This window comes from Simiduia agarivorans SA1 = DSM 21679 (genome assembly GCF_000305785.2).
In the GTDB taxonomy this organism is placed as follows: Bacteria; Pseudomonadota; Gammaproteobacteria; order Pseudomonadales; family Cellvibrionaceae; genus Simiduia; species Simiduia agarivorans.
This window is the reverse complement of sequence record NC_018868.3, coordinates 1,538,666-1,554,769: the sequence shown is the minus strand read 5'-3', so window position 1 is coordinate 1,554,769 and position 16,104 is coordinate 1,538,666. Positions and strand designations below refer to the sequence as shown.

Genomic DNA, 16,104 nt, shown 5'->3' with positions numbered 1-16,104 from the left:
ACTGGCCCACAATCAGGATTCACACTAACCCATAGTGGCGGGCGATGGAATATCGGACAGATAACCTGATTATTGGCGGTGGCGTGGCAGGGCTGGTGGCGGCGCTGGAATTAGCGCGTGCCGGCCGGCAGGTGACGATTGTGGACCGGGATACGCACGAGCGCATTGGCGGTCTGGCGCGCTGGGCTTTTGGTGGCATGGCGCTGGTGGGCACGCCCGAACAGCGCCGCATGGGGGTGCCGGATACGCCCGCGATTGCCTATAACGATTGGGCCTCGTTTGCCGAATTTTCGCAGTACGATCACTGGCCCAAAGCCTGGGCACAGGCTTATGTGCAGGAAAGTCGGCCCGTTATTTATGATTGGCTCAGGTCGCTGGGGCTGAAGTTCATGCCGGCGGTGAACTGGGTTGAGCGAGGCCTCTTTGTACCCGGCAATAGCCTGCCTCGCTACCACGTGCTGTGGGGCGCGGGCCTGGGGCTGGTGGAGGCGTTGCTGAACGCACTCAGACCCTTTGAATCCCATGTGCAGTGGTTACACCAACATACCGCCACTGAATTCATTCCAGACCAGCACGGCGTGGTGGGCGTCACCGGTGTGGATGGTGAGGGCAATGCATTCCGGGTGAATGCGCAACGCACGCTGGTGGCTACCGGCGGCATCAATGGTTCAGTACAACAAGTCATAAAGCATTGGCCAGCGCATTGGGGTAAAGCCGCGCAGGCGCAGCTGCTCAATGGCGCCCATCCTTTTGCCGACGGGCAGATCCACGAGCGCGTGGCGGCGCTGGGGGGGCGCATCAGTCATGTGAGTGATATGTGGAACTACGCGGCAGGCGTGAGTCACCCCCGCCCGCACTTCGACGGCCATGGTCTCAGCCTGATTCCGTGCAAATCGGCCCTTTGGCTGGACGAGCAGGGCGACCGGCTCGGGCCGGTGCCGCTGGTGACGGGGTTTGACACCAATTTTCTCTGTGAACAGGTCAGTCACCACCCGCACACCTGGCAGCTGCTCAACTGGCACATCGCCGCGCACGAACTGGCGGTATCCGGTGCCGAACATAACCCGGCCATCCGCGATCACAAACTGGTTAAATTTCTCTGGCAGACCCTGCGCGGCAATCACGCGCTGGTGCAACAGATGCTGGAGGAATGCGAAGACTTCCTCGTGGCCGATTCGCTGGATGAACTGGTGGCAAAGATGCAGGCGCTCACGCCTGAAATGCCGGTGCAGGTCCACAAGGTCAAGGCCTCCGTGGCGCACTGGGACCAGATGACTGCGCGACCACCGCACCTGCAGGACGACGACCAGATCCGGCGCATCAATCACGCCCGCGCCTGGCGGCCAGACCGGCTGCGCACGGTCAAGCCTGCGCCCATTACCGACCCGCGCCGGGGCCCGCTGATCGCGATTCGCTGCCGGTTGATTTCGCGCAAAAGCCTGGGGGGGATCCAGACCGATTTACACAGCCGGGTGCTCACCGGTACCGGCGAACCCATTGCCGGTTTGTACGCAATCGGTGAAGCCGCCGGCTTTGGTGGCGGCGGCGCCAGTGGCAAGCGCTCGCTCGAAGGCACTTTTCTGGCCGGCTGCGTGCTCACCGCGCGCAAAGCCGCACAACACATTAACGAACAATAACGAGGGCAGAACCATGAAAAAAACCGGCGCCTGGCTTGTACGCTATGCCTTGGAGCAACTCAACATCACGCACACTTTCGGCATACCCGGCGTGCACAACACGGAAATATACGACGAGCTGGACCAGTCGGCATCGATCACGCCGGTGCTGGTAACGCACGAAGGCTGTGGCGCGTTCATGGCCGACGCCATCAGCCGTACGTCCGATTCGGTGGGCACGCTGGTGATTGTGCCGGCGGCCGGCGCCACCCACGCGGCCTCCGGTATTGGCGAGGCGCATCTCGATGGCATTCCCATGTTGGTGATTTCCGGTGGCGTGCGCACCAATTCGGATTTTGACTACCAGCTGCACGACATGAAGCAGCACGACATGCTGGCCCCCATCACCAAGGGTACCTATAAAATCACTGCCCACGATCAGGTGATCCCGACCCTGTACGAAGCCTACAACACCGCCATCAGCGGGGAGCCGGGTCCGGTGTTTGTGGAAGTGCCAGTCAATATTCAGCTGGACACGGGCGAGGCGGGTGACCTGCCGGCCTATCAGCCCCCCTCATCGACCACGCGCGTGGATGATGCGGCGATTGCGGCGGCCGCCGCCCTGCTGGCCAAAGCAGACAAGCCCGGCTTGTTTCTCGGTTGGGGTGCAGTGGATTGCGGCGAAGCGTCTGCCCGCATTGCCGACCTGTTAAATGCACCGGTAGCCACCACCTTGCAGGGCCTGAGTGCTTTTCCCGCCAATCACCCGTTGCACACCGGCATGAGTTTCGGGCCGGCGGCGGTGCCGGCGGCGACCGAGGCATTCAGAGAGTGCGATGCCCTGTTGGCCGTGGGTACCCGGTTTGCGGAAATCGCCACCGGCAGTTTTGGCGTCACGGTGCCCGCCAATCTGGTGCACCTGGATATCAACCCCAAGGTGTTCAATGCCAATTACCCTGCTGCCATCAGCCTGGCCGGTGATGCGCGCGATCTGCTGCCGCGCCTGGCCGAAGCGTTGGCGGCACTCAAGCCCGCCGGCCGTAAAGACGATGTGCAAGCCCTGATTGCGCGCCAGAAACAGGCCTACCGGGACGAGTGGTTTGCCCACAATGTGGCCGATCGGGTCAACCCGGCTAAGTACTTTGCCGCGTTACGCGAGCGATTGGGTGACGAGGATTTTCTGGTGGTGGACGATGGCAATCACACGTTTCTGGCGGCCGAGCTGATGCCTATTCACGCTGCCCGGCGGTTTATTTCGCCCACGGATTTCAACTGCATGGGTTACGCGGTGCCGGCCACCATTGGCACCAAGCTGGCCAATCCCGGGGCCCAGGTGGTGGGTATTATCGGCGATGGTGCTTTCCTGATGACCGCCATGGAATTGTTCTCTGCGGCCGCGCTGGGGACGGGAGCGGTATTTACCGTATTCAACGACGGCGAGCTGAGCCAGATTTCGCAGGCACAGCAGGTGCCTTACAACCGCAAAACCTGCACCCGCCTGGGCGATCTGCGCCTGCAGGGCATCGCCGATGCCACCGGGGTTGAATATCTGCGCATGGAAACCAATGCCGACATTGACCGCTGTCTGGATGAGGCTTTGGCACTGGCGTCCCAGGGGCGGCCGGTGATACTGGATGTGAAAGTGGATTATTCCAAGAAAACCCGCTTTACCCAGGGCATTGTCGGCACCAATCTCAAGCGCATGCCGTTTCCCACCAAGGTTCGGATGATCACCCGGGCGCTCTGGCGGCGGGTGACCGGCTGAGGTGCGGGCTTTCCAGCCGGCGCGCCAGTCCTTACAATCTGACCCATGTCGGCTCTGCCACTTGGAGTCGGAAGTCATACCTGTGAGGCCTGCTTATGCTGGTGTGGGATTTATCGCCCGGCTACCTGAATAACGAAGAGTTGCGTCAGCAATTGGCGCACATTGCCGCTCTTTTGGCTGCCCGTGGCCAAAGTGACGATCCCGAGGTCAGCCGTCGCTGGGGCCGTTGCCTGAATGCCCTGCGTTGCCTGGAGGCCTGGATGCAAGCCGAATGGGACTTACGCGGTCTGGGGCCCTTGGAGCAGGGGCAGCGCACCCATTTGGCGCCGCTGAACCTGGTCTGGCCCAGCTTGCCGGATGTGGTCACGCGCTTTCAGCATCTGGGCAGCGAACGCGATAGCGGCCGGATTGCGCTACCCCGCACTATTCAGGGGCTCTGGAGCCACTACAAGTATTCGGTCGCCGCCCGCTCCATGGAGGCCTATCGCGCCATCAGTGTCAAAGTGACTGCCGGGCGCGGCAACGACGCCTTTGCCCAGGTTGCCCAGGATATATTGCTGGTCATGCGCCAGCGGCCCGAGCTTGAGCCACTGCGCGATGCGCTTTTGCAGATGTGGGGTTATGTCTCAGCCGAGGGGCAGTTACCGGGCCGGACCTACCAGAACCTGCCCGCGCTGTTCCAGGAAATCCAGCGGCGGGCACAAAAACAGCAAAATGCCTATTTGCTCAACTCCACCGCCTTATCCGAGTTAAGCGTCTGGTTGGAGAATCCCGCCTAAATTGCACATGGCGCCAGCTGAGGGTAGGCTAGCCGCCGTTTTTGTTTGGATTTCACGATGTCTGCATCATCCCTGAATCTCTATGCGGGTCCGGCAGCCCTGGCGCATATCCGGGCCAATGGATTGCAGCCCGAGCACGTGGCCAGTGTGTTCGGCGCTTCGGGCGCCGCCAAGTGGCTGACGATTTACGGCCTGGACCGGGCACTGTTCGAGCAATGGTTGCCGCAATCGCATCAGCCCGTGCACTTGTTCGGCACCTCCATTGGCGCCTGGAAGTTGGCTGCAGCGGGGCAGCGACAGGCTGGCTGGGCGCTGAATGAGCTGGCCGAAGGTTATATCGAACAGTCCTACCAGGGCGGTATCAACAAGCCGGTAGTGCACCGGGAGTTGATGAAAATTCTCGACCGTTTCCTGCAGCGGCCGCAGGCCGAAGACCTGCTATCGCATCCGCGTTTTCACTATCACTGTGGTGTGGCACGCTGCCATGGCGCCATGGCGGAAGAAGCCGGACTGACTCTGGCCAAAGGTATGGGCGGCGCCTTCTGGCGCAATTTGCGCGGACGCGAACACCTAAACCGCCAGTTTGATCGGGTGGTGTTTGCCGACCCGCGACGCCTGCCCAAGGTGGCGGGGTTGGATGGCATTGCCACTGAAGTACAACCCTTGTCCGTGGACAATGTGCGTGAAGCGGTGGTGGCATCGGGGTCGATTCCCTATGTTATGGCCCCTAAAACTGCCATTGCAGGTGCCCCACAGGGTATCTATCGCGACGGCGGATTGATCGACTATCACCCGGTGCCGGGCAACTTCTGGCAGGAACCGGGGTTGATCCTGTACCCGCATTTTTATCGCTGGCTGCTGCCGGGTTGGTACGACAAATACCTCAAATCCCGCCGCGCCGGTGCCCATGCGCTGGATTGGGTGGTGATGATCGCGCCGAGCGCCGCACACGTGGCGGGTTTGGCCGGCGGCCAGATTCCGGACCGCAAGGATTTTCAACGATTCAAGGGCAATGATGCCGAGCGCCAACGTCGCTGGCGCCATGCCAAAGAGCAAAGCCTGGCGCTGGGCGAGGCATTTATGTCTATCGCCCGCTCAGGCGACTGGGAAGCCCATTTACAGCCTTTATAAGGATTAAGACACTCGCAATGATCGGAAAAATAGTTGGCGGCCTGTTGGGCTTTTTTACGCTTGGCCCTTTGGGCCTGATTCTCGGTGCGTTTGCCGGCCACTTCTTTGACAAGGGGCTGAGGCAGGTGGGCTATGGCCTGACCCCCGAGCAGAAACAGGAATTACAAAACCGCTTCATCAATACCTTATTCCCGCTCCTGGGGCACATCGCCAAGGCTGATGGGGTGATTACCAAAGATGAGATCGACCACGCCGAAACCCTGATGGTGCGCTATGGCATGACCGCCGAGCGTCGGGATCAGGCAATCAGCCTGTTTAAAATTGGCTCTGAGCCCATATTTACGCCGGCGGCGGTGGTACAAGAGTTTCATCGCGCCACTCAGTTGCAGCCGGACCTGCGCCGTGTGTTATTGCAATACCTGATCGGGATTGCCATGGCCGACGGTGAGTTGCACCCGGGCGAAGAGAGTGCGCTGCGCAGCATAGCGGAAGGGCTGGGATACGGCGGCGCCATGTTCGAACAGCTCATGAGCATGCTGCGGGCCCAAGACAGTTTTCGCGACCAGCGCCAGCGTCCGCCCGCGGCCGATGAGCTGGCCACCGCCTACCGCGCGTTGGGGGTGCAGGCGTCTGCCACCGATGCTGAGTTGAAGAAAGCCTATCGCAAGCTCATGAGTGAAAATCATCCGGACAAGCTCATGGGCCAGGGTGTGCCGGAAGATATGATCAAAATGGCGACCGAGCGGGCGCAGGAAGTCCAGCGCGCCTACGATTTGATCCGCAAGCACCGCAAAGGTTGATTTGACGCAAGCCCCGGGCGAACAGCGGCGGGAGGCTGCTGCGCAGATCGGGGGTTAGTGGTATGGTATCTGCCTCTAACACATTGCCTGCCGTTGCCCCGGCAATAGCAGGCCCAGGCACGACAGATCAGAGCCCTTAACAGGTAATCAGCACAGAGGATAATTATGCAAGCTGAAAACACAGTTTTCGTGGTGGTGGACCCCAACGACGACAGACACATCGCCCTGGAGCGGGCGTTGATTACATCCAAATTCCGTAATCCTTCCCCCAAGCTCACCGTGTTTGTGGCCGTGGACGGTGAAGCGGTCGACACCCGTGCGACCAACGACCACCTGTTCCGCGATGAATTCTGGTTCCGCGATCAGATCCGCAAGCCGGTGGAAGAGGCGGGCCTGACCTGTGAAATTCAGGTGTGCTGGTCGTCCGATTGGCAGGGTGCCATCATCCAGGAATCCAAGCGTTGTGACGCCGAAATGATTTACCTGCCGGTGCACGCCAAAACCAGCCGTCGTTTTACGTTTGCGGAATCCAAGTGGGAAGTGCTGAAAAAAGCCCGTTGTCCCGTGGTGCTCATCCGCCCGGGTGCGCACGATGAGCGCAAGGTCATTCTGGCGGCGGTGAATTTCCAGGCCGACAAAGACAAGCAAAAAGCATTGAACAAAGAAATTATCCAGCGCGCTAAATACACCGCCGGTAATTACAATGCTGAACTGCATTTTGTGAATGGCTATCTGGACTCCATGCTGTACCCCGATCGCGGTGCTCTGGCGAATCAAACCGGCGTGCCTGCCGAGCGCATTCATGTGAAGCAGGGTTATACCGATGAAGTGGTAGCCGGGGTTGCCAGCGCCATCGACGCGGATCTGGTGATCATGGGCACACTTAACCAGTTGGGTTCAACCGGTACGCTGTTACGTGGCAACACCGCCGAGCGCGTGATTGGTGCATTGGATGTGGATGTGATGGTGTGTAACGAACTGACACAAACCAAAGTCTGATGACCACCTGATCAATAAAAAAGCCGGCGTCAGCCGGCTTTTTTTTGTTTGCAATTTGTCTGAACTTTACTTGCCACAAGGAGACTAACGCTACTCACAGTCTTATCTGATAGAGGACAACGAGATGCGAACAATGTCTGGCCATATGCGCGGGCTTATCGCGCTTTTATTGCTTGTTACGGCTCCCTGGGCTGCCGCGCTGGAGCAGTTGGAAGTCGAATATGTGCGACCTGGAGTAGATTTCAGCCAATACACACAAGTAATGATTCATCCGTTGAACCTAGAGCGCACCAAGGTTATTCCGCCAGCCTGGGCGTCAGACCAATCCCGTAAACACTGGGATCTGAGTGCTGATGACCGCGCCTTTACCCAGCAACTGTTCCTCTCTACGCTGACAGCAGAAGTGGAAAAAGACAGCCGGTTTCACGTTGTGCCATTTACCGGCCCCGGCATCATGGAGCTGGAAGTGAAAATCACCAGTGTCACACCCTTTGCAAACCGGGATGAACAAGTCGTCACCAAGGGTTCGGGAGAAATATCTGTGCGCGCTGAATTTATCGATGGCGCCTCAGGTGATCTGATTGCTGTATTGAGCGGGGATCAATCCGTTGGCGACAGTTACCAACTGAATAGCATCGATACCAACCGGGCGAATGTAGAGCGCTTGGTTACCGCTTGGGGCAAGCGGCTACTCAATCATTTGCGGGCTGCGCAACGTTGAGGCGCTGCGTTACGGGAGCCCGGTGGGCTCCCGTTTACAGCGAGTGACTATCACTCTTCCAGATAGCTGTAGCCGTTCATACCTGACTGAAGTTCCGCCAGATAGGATTTCTGGGTGGCTTCCGGCAAGTCACTGGCGGCCAGTTTTTGCGCGTAGGTCTGCATCAGGTGATTCACGTCAAAATCCACGCAGGCCAGCATGTCGGCCACGGTATCGCCCATCAACGGGTTCAGGATTTCGTGGCTGCCGTCGTCTTTGAAGCCCACGTGCATTGAGTGGGTGTCGCCAAACAGATTGTGCAGATCGCCCAGAATTTCCTGATAGGCGCCGACCATGAACATGCCGAGGTAAAGGGGTTTATCCTCGTCAAAGCGCGGCATGGGCAGGGTGGGTTCGATACCTTCGCCTTCCACATACATATCCAGCTTGCCGTCGGAATCACAGGTAATGTCCTGCAATATCGCGCGGCGCTCGGGTGCCCGGTCGAGGTAATGCAATGGCAATACCGGGAACACCTGGTCAATGGCCCAGGCGTCGGGCAGGGATTGGAACAACGAAAAATTACAGAATACTTTATCGGCTAATTTTTCATTCAACTCATCCAGTATTTCAGCGTGAACACCGGGGTTGTTCTGCAGTACTTCGCGTACGCTGACACAGGTGGCCGCATAGAGTTCACTGGCGCGCGCCCATTCCTGCAAATTCAATGAACCGTGTACGTACAGGCTGTGGGCTTCCCCGATGCTGTATACCGCGTCGTGATAAATCTCCAGTGCGGTGCGCTTGGAAATATTTTTGAAGCCGTGCCACAAATCCTGCAGGCACGGATGATCGTCGTCACTCACCGGATTGGGCAGTTTGTAACCGATGGTTTCTTCCACCCCGATCACATCGGTAATCAGCACGGCGTGGTGAGCGGTCATGGCGCGGCCCGATTCAGAAATGATGTTCGGGTGTTCGATGTTGTTTTCGTCGCAGATATCCACCAGTGCGCTGACCACTTTATTGGCGTATTCCTGCATGGTGTAGTTGGTTGAACAGGAAGAACGGGAGCTGGTGGTGCCCTCGTAATCCACACCCAGGCCACCGCCCACATCGACCCAGCCGATGTTCACGCCCAGTGCGTGCAATTCGGCAAAGTAACGCGCGGCTTCCCGCAGCGCGTGCTGGATATCGCGGATATTGGCCAGCTGGGAGCCCAGGTGATAGTGCACCAGCTGCAGCGATTGCAGTTGTCCCTGGGCTTTGAGTGTGTCCACCATACTCAGAATTTGTGTGGGGGAGAGTCCGAATTTGGATTTCTCGCCACCGCTGGATTGCCATTTGCCTTTGCCCTGAGAAGCCAGGCGCACGCGCACGCCCATGCGCGGGCTCACACCCATATTGCGCGCTTCTTCCAGCACCAGGTTCATTTCGGACATTTTTTCCACCACGATGTACACCTGGTGGCCAAGGTGTTCGGCAATCAGCGCCGTGCGGATGTACTCGCGATCTTTGTAGCCATTGCACACGATCACCGAGCCCGGTTTGGCCAGACCGATTACCGCCATCAGCTCGGGTTTGGAACCGGCCTCCAGACCGAAGCGTTCCTGGCCGCCATGCAGTAGCAACTGCTCAACCACGTCGTGTTGCTGATTCACCTTGATGGGATACACCGCCCGGTATTGACCCTTGTAGCCCAGACGTTCGCGCGCGTTGTCGAAGGCGCCGCAGAGCCGGTCGACACGATCGTGCAAAATGTCATTGAATCGCACCAATAAGGGCGTGGTCATGCCCAGGGCCTGGGCTTGTTTGACCAGCGTCATCAGGCTCACCGTGTGCGCTGGCTTGTCCGGATCAGGCTTGGCTATGAGTTCGCCCTGGTCATTGACGTCAAAGTAGCCGTCGCTCCAGTGGGTGATGTTGTAAAGTTCTCTGGAATCGTCAATTGACCAATTCATGGGTTGTGCTGGCCCTCGGGGGTTGGCGAACCGCCGTTTGCGCCGATGTGATTGCTGTACACCGGGGTTTTACGGCGATTCCATAATGTTAAAGTGGCGGATTTTAGGGCAAGCGGCTGCTAACACAAGTGGCATCGTTTCTGCGTAGCGGCGTTTGCCCTAAATTAACCATGTTTACGGGCTTGGTGCCTTTTCGGTGCCATAAATGGCGTTTTAGGTTATGGGTATTGGGTCGATCGTCCATTTATTACTGCACATTCTAGTGCCTTTGGCGCTGGCGCGCCTGTTTGCCCGCGGGCAATGGCTGCCGGTGTGGGGTGTGATGATGGCCACCATGCTGGTGGATCTGGATCACCTGCTGGCGACCCCCTTGTACGATCCTGAGCGCTGCAGCGTTACCACACATCCGTTACACCGGGTCTGGTTCTGGCCGGTATATGGCCTGATGGCCTTGTGGCCCAAGACCCGTTGGTGGGGCATCGGGCTGCTGGTGCATATGGGGCTCGATACCAGCGACTGCGCCCGTCAGGACAGCGCTCGCCTGATCAGCGAATTCTTCCGGATATAGTCACGCTCGTGCCCATGCGCGAGCCGCCGTAGCCCGGGTAACTGCCCCAGCTGTTACCGACAGTCATACTGCCATAAACGGCCACGTTGTCGCAGCCGGACAGGCTGATGCAGCTGAGTGTCAGCACGCAGGCACTGAGAAGGGTTTTCAGTTTCATGGTGTAACTCCCGATGCATTCAGTGTGTGAGTGGCGTCTGCGGTGGTGTGGGCCCAGGTCTGGATCACCAGACCAGCGCCACTGGGGTCGAGAATGACGGCCAGTTGCCCGCCCGCGGGGTTGTTCTGGGCTGGCACCAGAATCCGGCCGCCGAGCGATTCAACCCGCGCCAGGGTGGCGCCCACATCCTCAACCTGCAAGTAGGACACCCAGGTGGAAGGCAGGCCTTCCAGGGGCGAACTCAGCACCGCGAACGCGGGCTTGTCGTCCACGGCAAAGTAGTCAAAGCTGCCGCCATTGAGCGTCGCCTGCTGTTTGGTTGCGCCAAACAGGGTCTGATAGAAATCCCCATTGCCATCCTGGTTCCACAATTCTTGCCACAGGAAATACCCCGGTTGATGGGGGCGTGCCACGGTGTCGCCCTGTCGGGTTTGCAGCAAAGCGAAATGGGCACCTTGCGGGTCCTGCACCAAGGCAAGTTCACCCCGCTCGCCCACCTGCCTCGGGCCGCCCACGAGGGTGCCGCCGGCGGCTTTGACCCTGGCAACGGAATCCGCCATGTCGCGGGTGGAGAACACGTTAATCCATTGCGACAGGTTGTCCCGGGCCTTGAACCCACGGGTGTCGACTACGCCACCGATCCATTGCCCCTGGTATTCAATCAGCTGATAGTCCGCGTCGCCCAGTGCGCCCGCGACCGGGGTGAACTGCCAGCCGAACAGTTCGCCGTAAAAGTGTTTAATGCCCGCCATGTCGCGGGTGAGCAGGTCGCGCCAGATAACCTGGCCGGGCCGGTATTGATCCGAGTCGGCAATGGCCGGCAGTTTGACGGTGAGCTGGCTGCAGGCGGCGAGTGACAGGCCGGCACAGGCGGCGAACAGGGCGAGAAAACGGGTGCGCAAAAATCCGGTCATAAAGGGTTTTCCTTAAAGCGTGGGCCAACCATACCAAGGCCGCGATGTGGGGTACAGTGGTGTGCGCTTCGGGCGGTTATCTCCTTGCCAACCGGGGGCGCCGTCGCCATACTTGTCGCCCTTTTTTTAGCCAGACGTGGGGTGATTACGTGAAAATCGAACAGGATAAGGTGGTGGGTTTCCACTATGACCTGAAAGAGGCGGAGCAGGTGCTGGAAAGCTCGCGTAAGGAAGACCCTGTGCTGTACCTGCACGGCCATCAAAACCTGCTGCCGGCGATGGAAAAAGGGTTTGAGGGTAAGGCCGAAGGCGACAACTTCAGCATTACCCTGAAACCGGAGGAAGCCTACGGTAAGCGCCGTGAGGGCGAGACCCAGCGCATCCCGATCAAACACCTGGTCGATCACGCCAAGCTGAAAAACCGGCTGCGTCCGGGTATGACCGTCGCGGTCAATACGGAGCACGGCCCGCAGGATGCCGTCGTGGTCAAGGTAGGCAAATTCAATGTGGATATCGATGCCAACCACCCCTACGCGGGCAAGACCCTGACTTTTGATATTTCGGTTTTGAGTGTGCGCGATGCCAGCGCCGATGAAGTGGCGCACGGTCATGCCCATGGCGTGGGTGGCCACCAGCACGATTAATGCATGCTTGTGCGGCGTCTTTTGCCAAGGCGCCCGTTTGTCCGGCACCTAAGGAACCTCTGAATAACTCTGGTGCCGCTCTGCGTGACCTGTAGCGGTTAGCCGCAAGGCGAGTTTCGCAGCTAATGGTCTGGGCGGCATTCCGATAGCCCTTAGCAAGAAGCTCAACGCTACGGATGGCCGCTACAGGTCGCGCCCTCCGGGGCTGCCAGCAAACTCCGTGCGCTAGGGGGCGGCCATCCGCTTGCGACTTCTCGACAGACCCCGGTATGCCTTCGAAGCCGCGCCTAGCGCACGAAATTTGCTGGTAGCCAGAGCGGCACCAGAGTTATTCAGAGGTTCCCTAAGCTCAATGTCGGGTGCCGGGTTTTTACGACACCGCGTTGCCGACGGCGGGGTAGGTGGCAAGCAGGGTCAGCAACTGATCCTGCGGCATGGGTTTGGCCATCAGAAAGCCCTGTCCGTATTTACAACCCCGGGCGCGTAAAAACGCCAGTTGTTCTTCGGTTTCTATGCCTTCCGCGACCACATCGATACCCAGCTTTTCGCTCATGGATAATATGGTCTCAATCAGCGTCTCTTCTGTTTTGTTGCGACCGATGGCGCTGACAAACGAGCGGTCTATCTTGAGCTTGTCCACATTGAAACGCGACAAATAGCTGAGTGAAGAATAGCCGGTGCCAAAGTCATCCAGCGATAGCGCCAGTCCCGCTTTCTGCAAATTCGCCAACAGCGTTTCGGCATTGATGTGATCATCCACCAGCAGGCGTTCGGTAATTTCCGCTGTCAGCCGGCTCCGGTGTTTGTGATTCATGACCAGCGCTTGCCATTCCTCGAAGCCACGTTCCACTTCATAGAACAAACGGGGAGAGATGTTGACGGAAATGCCGAGCGCATCCACCTCATCCAGCAGCTGCAGACAACGCTTCAGGACCAGCAAGTCCAAGCGACTGATCAGGCCGGAACTTTCTGCCACGGGGATAAATTCCGCCGGTGAAATCCATTTGCCGTCGCTTCTTGGCCAGCGCGCCAGGGCTTCGCAGTCGGTGATGCAGTCGTTCTGAATATCAAAAATCGGCTGGTACACCACGGTGATTTCCTTGTCATCAATGGCGCGGACCAGTTCGTTATAAATCCAGTGCTGGCGTTCGGATTGTTCCTGCATCGCCAGCGTGAAAAAGCTGGCGTTATTCTTGCCACTTTGTTTACTGGCATACATGGCCTGGTCGGCATGGCTGATCAGGGTTTCGGCATTGAGCGCATCATCGGGAAACACCGAAATTCCGATACTGACGCTGGAGAATACCTGATGGCCATTGAGCATGAACGGCTGATTCATGGACCGGATAATTTGTTCGGCCACCTTGTAAGCGTTTTTGTAATCCTCAATATTGAGCAGTAGCACGGTAAATTCGTCCCCGCCCAGGCGCGCCACCAGATCGGAATTGCGGGTGCAGTTTTTCAGTCGGATCGCCACCGCGCGCAAAAACTCGTCGCCAATCGCGTGACCCAGACTGTCGTTAATCGACTTGAAATTGTCCACGTCGATAAACAATAAGGCCAGTTGTTCTTTTTCGCGTTTAGCACGCGCCAGTTCCTGATCGGTTTGCTCGTTGAAGAACCAGCGGTTAGGCAGTTGGGTAATGCGGTCGATGGTGGCCTGGTCGCGTATCGTTTGCTCGTTGTTCTTTTGCCGGGTAATGTCCTGTAACGCGCCCACCAGGCCGCGGCCCTGGCTGGAGAAAATAACTTTAATCCATTGGGTTTCCTGGTCTTCTCGCTCCACCATGATTTCCGCATGTTGCTTCTCACCGGTCTCTTCACAACGCTTGATGGCGAACAGCAGCTTTAACGAGGCGGAACGGCTCAGGCCATGCATCAGTTCCTGCGAGGTAAAAGGCGGTTGTTTGGGGGTGATGTGCAGAATCTCAAACGCGAGATGATTGATCTCGGTTACGACGTTGCCGTTTTCCACGCGCAGACCGGCCACCTGTGCCATGCTGCCGATTTCGGTCAGCAGCTCTTTGTTTTGCTGCAGATTTTTTTCTGTGTATTGCCGGCGTTTCTCCTGATCGCGCAGCATCGCAATAAACAGGAAAAACACCATCAGTGAAACCAGACCGGCCGATCGTGTGGCGACCAGGGTATTAAAAGACAAGGTGGCTTCATCGGGTGGCACCGAGGCCAGAATCCAGCTGTTGTTGCCGAGAATAATGGGCGTTTCGATGGCCGAGGCGGCGCTGAATATGGCCGGGTCACCATAAAATACCGCGCCCACATTGCCCAGGCCATCTTTGCCGCGAATGGCAATGTTCAGCGGGCTGGTCGCTCCGGCTGCACTGTCAAAGCTGAAGCCCTCAGGGTTGAGGCCGGCTTTTAGCCAGAGCTTATTGGCGTCGATGGGCGCGGACACAATCCCCCAGAACACTTCGCTGCCATCGGCTTTGGGAATGTATACCGGCACGCGCACGATAAATGCCAGTCCGCCCTGCACTAACTGAACCGGCCCTGCGATGGCGGTATTGCCACGTTGTCGCATACGCATTACCGCTTCGGTCTGGGCGCCGGCGTTGCGGTAGTCCAAACCGATGACCGCTTCATTGCCCTTGTACGGGTAGACTTTGTTCACCACCAGACCCGGCGCCAGGGCAATATTGCGGATACTGGAGTCCCGGGTCATCAGCGCCTGCGCGTAGCGCTCGAAGTCGCGGTTGTTAATGTCGGGTTTATTGGACAAATGCTGTGCCAGGCCAATGATGCCGGTGAGGGTGTTGTTTATCACGCCCTCTAATTGGGCGCGCAGCTGCATATTGGATTCGAGTTGGGCCAGGTATTGTTTTTCCTTGGTTTCCAGCAGTAACCAGCGTTCGATTGCCAGTGTGGAGGTAATCACCAACGCGGCCAGCACCAGCAACAAGGGTTGGTATTGGCCCTTGGCAATGAGGAAAAACGTCACGATAAGGCAAAGGCTGATCAGGCTCAGGTAGGGCAGCAGGGCGCGTGTACCATAGCTGGGTTCGTGTGCGCGCCACAGCATGGCCTGGGTGTTCAAGGGGGCGGCGATTTCGTCGGCCGAGTAGAGCGAGTCCACAATGCTCTGCCAGCGCAAGGCGTCTGAATAGCCGATGGGGACTTTGGGGTGTTGAATATAGTCCTGAATCTGCTCGGCATAAAACCGGTTGTACTCGGTGAGATTGCGGCGGGATTCGGCGGCGCGGACCGGGGTGTGGTCACGCAGGATCAGGTTGATAATTTCATTTGGGTTGGCCAGCGCGTATTCCCAACCGCGCCGGGTGGCATCCACAAAGCGGGCGACTTTGCCCGGGTTCTGCGCCAGAAAATCCGCATGGGTGATCAGAATGTCGCTGTAAAACTGGCGCTGGTAATCCGCCAGCAGCATTTTATTGACCTCCAGCTTGGCCTTCTGCGCCTGAAACAACAGGTCCGGGCCGTAGCCTAAGAGGACATCGACGGTCTTGTACTGCAGCGCTTCTACATTCCAGACACCGCTTTGCCATTGCATGGATTGAGGATTGATTCCGGCCTGACGCAACACACTGTCCAGTTCAACTTTACTGCCAAAGTCGGTGGGGTAGCCGATGCGGAGGGTTTGCAGATCCTGCAAATCCCGCAGTGGCGTGCCTTTCAGGCTGACCAATGTGGTCGGGCTTTTCTGAAAGATTGGCGCCAGAATTTTTATGTTGTTTTGAGCGTCAGCGGCTTTGAACAGGTCTATGCCGGCCACGCCAAATTCCGCGCGTTTGGCCAGCACACTTTCAACCGCATCGATCCGTTCGCCCTGAGTGGTGAACGCGCTGTTGAGCGTCACGTCCAGTCCGGCCTGATCGTAATAACCCTGAGCTTGTGCGGCATAGTAGCCGGCGAACTGGAAGTGGTGATCCCAGCGCAATTGCACTGTCACGGTTGCAGCGAGGGCGTTGCCCGCCAACACAAGCGCAATTAAACCCGACAACCACCTATGCTGGCCCAGAGCCCTTCGGTACATGCTGAATTCCAAATAAAACCCTTATGAGCCTAGCACAGGGCCGACGGCGTATCTGATAACTTTT

At 58.1% G+C, this 16,104-nt stretch carries 13 protein-coding genes; 9 read left to right on the top strand and 4 right to left on the bottom strand.

The annotated features are described in order from the left end of the window. The first annotated feature begins 44 nt into the window (after positions 1-44). The 7 genes from M5M_RS06810 (at position 45) to M5M_RS06780 (ending at position 7,811) form a co-directional block, all read left to right on the top strand. On the top strand, positions 45-1,637 hold the full coding sequence (locus tag M5M_RS06810; RefSeq protein WP_015046742.1) for an FAD-dependent oxidoreductase: 1,593 nt from the start codon (positions 45-47) through the stop codon (positions 1,635-1,637). A 13-nt stretch (positions 1,638-1,650) separates the two neighbouring features. Next, positions 1,651-3,381 carry a thiamine pyrophosphate-binding protein gene (locus tag M5M_RS06805; RefSeq protein WP_015046741.1) on the top strand — a complete coding sequence of 577 codons (1,731 nt, stop codon included), beginning with the start codon at positions 1,651-1,653 and terminating at the stop codon, positions 3,379-3,381. Between the two features lie 95 nt (positions 3,382-3,476). Continuing rightward, entirely contained in the window at positions 3,477-4,160 is a 684-nt protein-coding gene (locus M5M_RS06800; RefSeq protein ID WP_015046740.1) for a hypothetical protein, read from the top strand. A gap of 57 nt (positions 4,161-4,217) precedes the next feature. After that, positions 4,218-5,291: a hypothetical protein gene (locus M5M_RS06795; protein WP_015046739.1), complete on the top strand. Its 1,074-nt coding sequence runs from the start codon at positions 4,218-4,220 to the stop codon at positions 5,289-5,291. A gap of 17 nt (positions 5,292-5,308) precedes the next feature. Then, on the top strand, positions 5,309-6,091 hold the full coding sequence (djlA, locus tag M5M_RS06790) for a co-chaperone DjlA (protein WP_015046738.1): 783 nt from the start codon (positions 5,309-5,311) through the stop codon (positions 6,089-6,091). A gap of 165 nt (positions 6,092-6,256) precedes the next feature. Beyond that, positions 6,257-7,090 (top strand): universal stress protein, encoded by an 834-nt coding sequence (locus M5M_RS06785; protein ID WP_015046737.1) that lies wholly within the window; start codon positions 6,257-6,259, stop codon positions 7,088-7,090. A 124-nt stretch (positions 7,091-7,214) separates the two neighbouring features. Then, complete coding sequence (locus M5M_RS06780) at positions 7,215-7,811, top strand: DUF3313 family protein (RefSeq protein ID WP_081640122.1); 597 nt, start codon at positions 7,215-7,217, stop codon at positions 7,809-7,811. 50 nt (positions 7,812-7,861) lie between these two features. On the opposite strand, the gene speA is transcribed toward M5M_RS06780, so the two are convergent. After that, positions 7,862-9,751: a biosynthetic arginine decarboxylase gene (speA, locus tag M5M_RS06775; protein ID WP_015046735.1), complete on the bottom strand. Its 1,890-nt coding sequence runs from the start codon at positions 9,749-9,751 to the stop codon at positions 7,862-7,864. A gap of 220 nt (positions 9,752-9,971) precedes the next feature. Here speA and M5M_RS06770 point away from each other — a divergent pair, with 220 nt between their 5' ends. Continuing rightward, positions 9,972-10,319 (top strand): DUF6122 family protein, encoded by a 348-nt coding sequence (locus tag M5M_RS06770; protein ID WP_015046734.1) that lies wholly within the window; start codon positions 9,972-9,974, stop codon positions 10,317-10,319. Here the strand turns inward: M5M_RS06770 and M5M_RS06765 are convergent. Both M5M_RS06765 and M5M_RS06760 read right to left on the bottom strand, forming a co-directional pair. Next, entirely contained in the window at positions 10,297-10,476 is a 180-nt protein-coding gene (locus M5M_RS06765; RefSeq protein WP_016389282.1) for a hypothetical protein, read from the bottom strand. The genes M5M_RS06770 and M5M_RS06765 overlap by 23 nt on opposite strands. Beyond that, entirely contained in the window at positions 10,473-11,390 is a 918-nt protein-coding gene (locus M5M_RS06760; RefSeq protein ID WP_015046733.1) for a VOC family protein, read from the bottom strand. Before M5M_RS06760 ends, M5M_RS06765 begins: the two co-directional genes overlap by 4 nt. Positions 11,391-11,539: 149 nt before the next feature. Between M5M_RS06760 and M5M_RS06755 the strand changes: the two genes are divergently transcribed. Beyond that, positions 11,540-12,034 (top strand): FKBP-type peptidyl-prolyl cis-trans isomerase, encoded by a 495-nt coding sequence (locus M5M_RS06755; RefSeq protein ID WP_015046732.1) that lies wholly within the window; start codon positions 11,540-11,542, stop codon positions 12,032-12,034. A gap of 370 nt (positions 12,035-12,404) precedes the next feature. On the opposite strand, the gene M5M_RS19410 is transcribed toward M5M_RS06755, so the two are convergent. Continuing rightward, positions 12,405-16,040 (bottom strand): EAL domain-containing protein, encoded by a 3,636-nt coding sequence (locus tag M5M_RS19410; protein ID WP_016389281.1) that lies wholly within the window; start codon positions 16,038-16,040, stop codon positions 12,405-12,407. Between the last annotated feature and the right edge of the window lie 64 nt (positions 16,041-16,104).

Excerpts from the sequence above, each read along its gene's own strand:
- M5M_RS06795 (WP_015046739.1), top strand. The coding sequence starts at position 4,218 with ATGTCTGCATCATCCCTGAATCTCTATGCGGGTCCGGCAGCCCTGGCG.
- M5M_RS06765 (WP_016389282.1), bottom strand. The coding sequence starts at position 10,476 with ATGAAACTGAAAACCCTTCTCAGTGCCTGCGTGCTGACACTCAGCTGC.
- M5M_RS06785 (WP_015046737.1), top strand. The coding sequence starts at position 6,257 with ATGCAAGCTGAAAACACAGTTTTCGTGGTGGTGGACCCCAACGACGAC.
- M5M_RS06780 (WP_081640122.1), top strand. The coding sequence starts at position 7,215 with ATGCGAACAATGTCTGGCCATATGCGCGGGCTTATCGCGCTTTTATTG.
- M5M_RS06760 (WP_015046733.1), bottom strand. The coding sequence starts at position 11,390 with ATGACCGGATTTTTGCGCACCCGTTTTCTCGCCCTGTTCGCCGCCTGT.
- speA (WP_015046735.1), bottom strand. The coding sequence starts at position 9,751 with ATGAATTGGTCAATTGACGATTCCAGAGAACTTTACAACATCACCCAC.
- M5M_RS06800 (WP_015046740.1), top strand. The coding sequence starts at position 3,477 with ATGCTGGTGTGGGATTTATCGCCCGGCTACCTGAATAACGAAGAGTTG.
- M5M_RS19410 (WP_016389281.1), bottom strand. The coding sequence starts at position 16,040 with ATGTACCGAAGGGCTCTGGGCCAGCATAGGTGGTTGTCGGGTTTAATT.
- M5M_RS06810 (WP_015046742.1), top strand. The coding sequence starts at position 45 with ATGGAATATCGGACAGATAACCTGATTATTGGCGGTGGCGTGGCAGGG.
- djlA (WP_015046738.1), top strand. The coding sequence starts at position 5,309 with ATGATCGGAAAAATAGTTGGCGGCCTGTTGGGCTTTTTTACGCTTGGC.
- M5M_RS06805 (WP_015046741.1), top strand. The coding sequence starts at position 1,651 with ATGAAAAAAACCGGCGCCTGGCTTGTACGCTATGCCTTGGAGCAACTC.
- M5M_RS06770 (WP_015046734.1), top strand. The coding sequence starts at position 9,972 with ATGGGTATTGGGTCGATCGTCCATTTATTACTGCACATTCTAGTGCCT.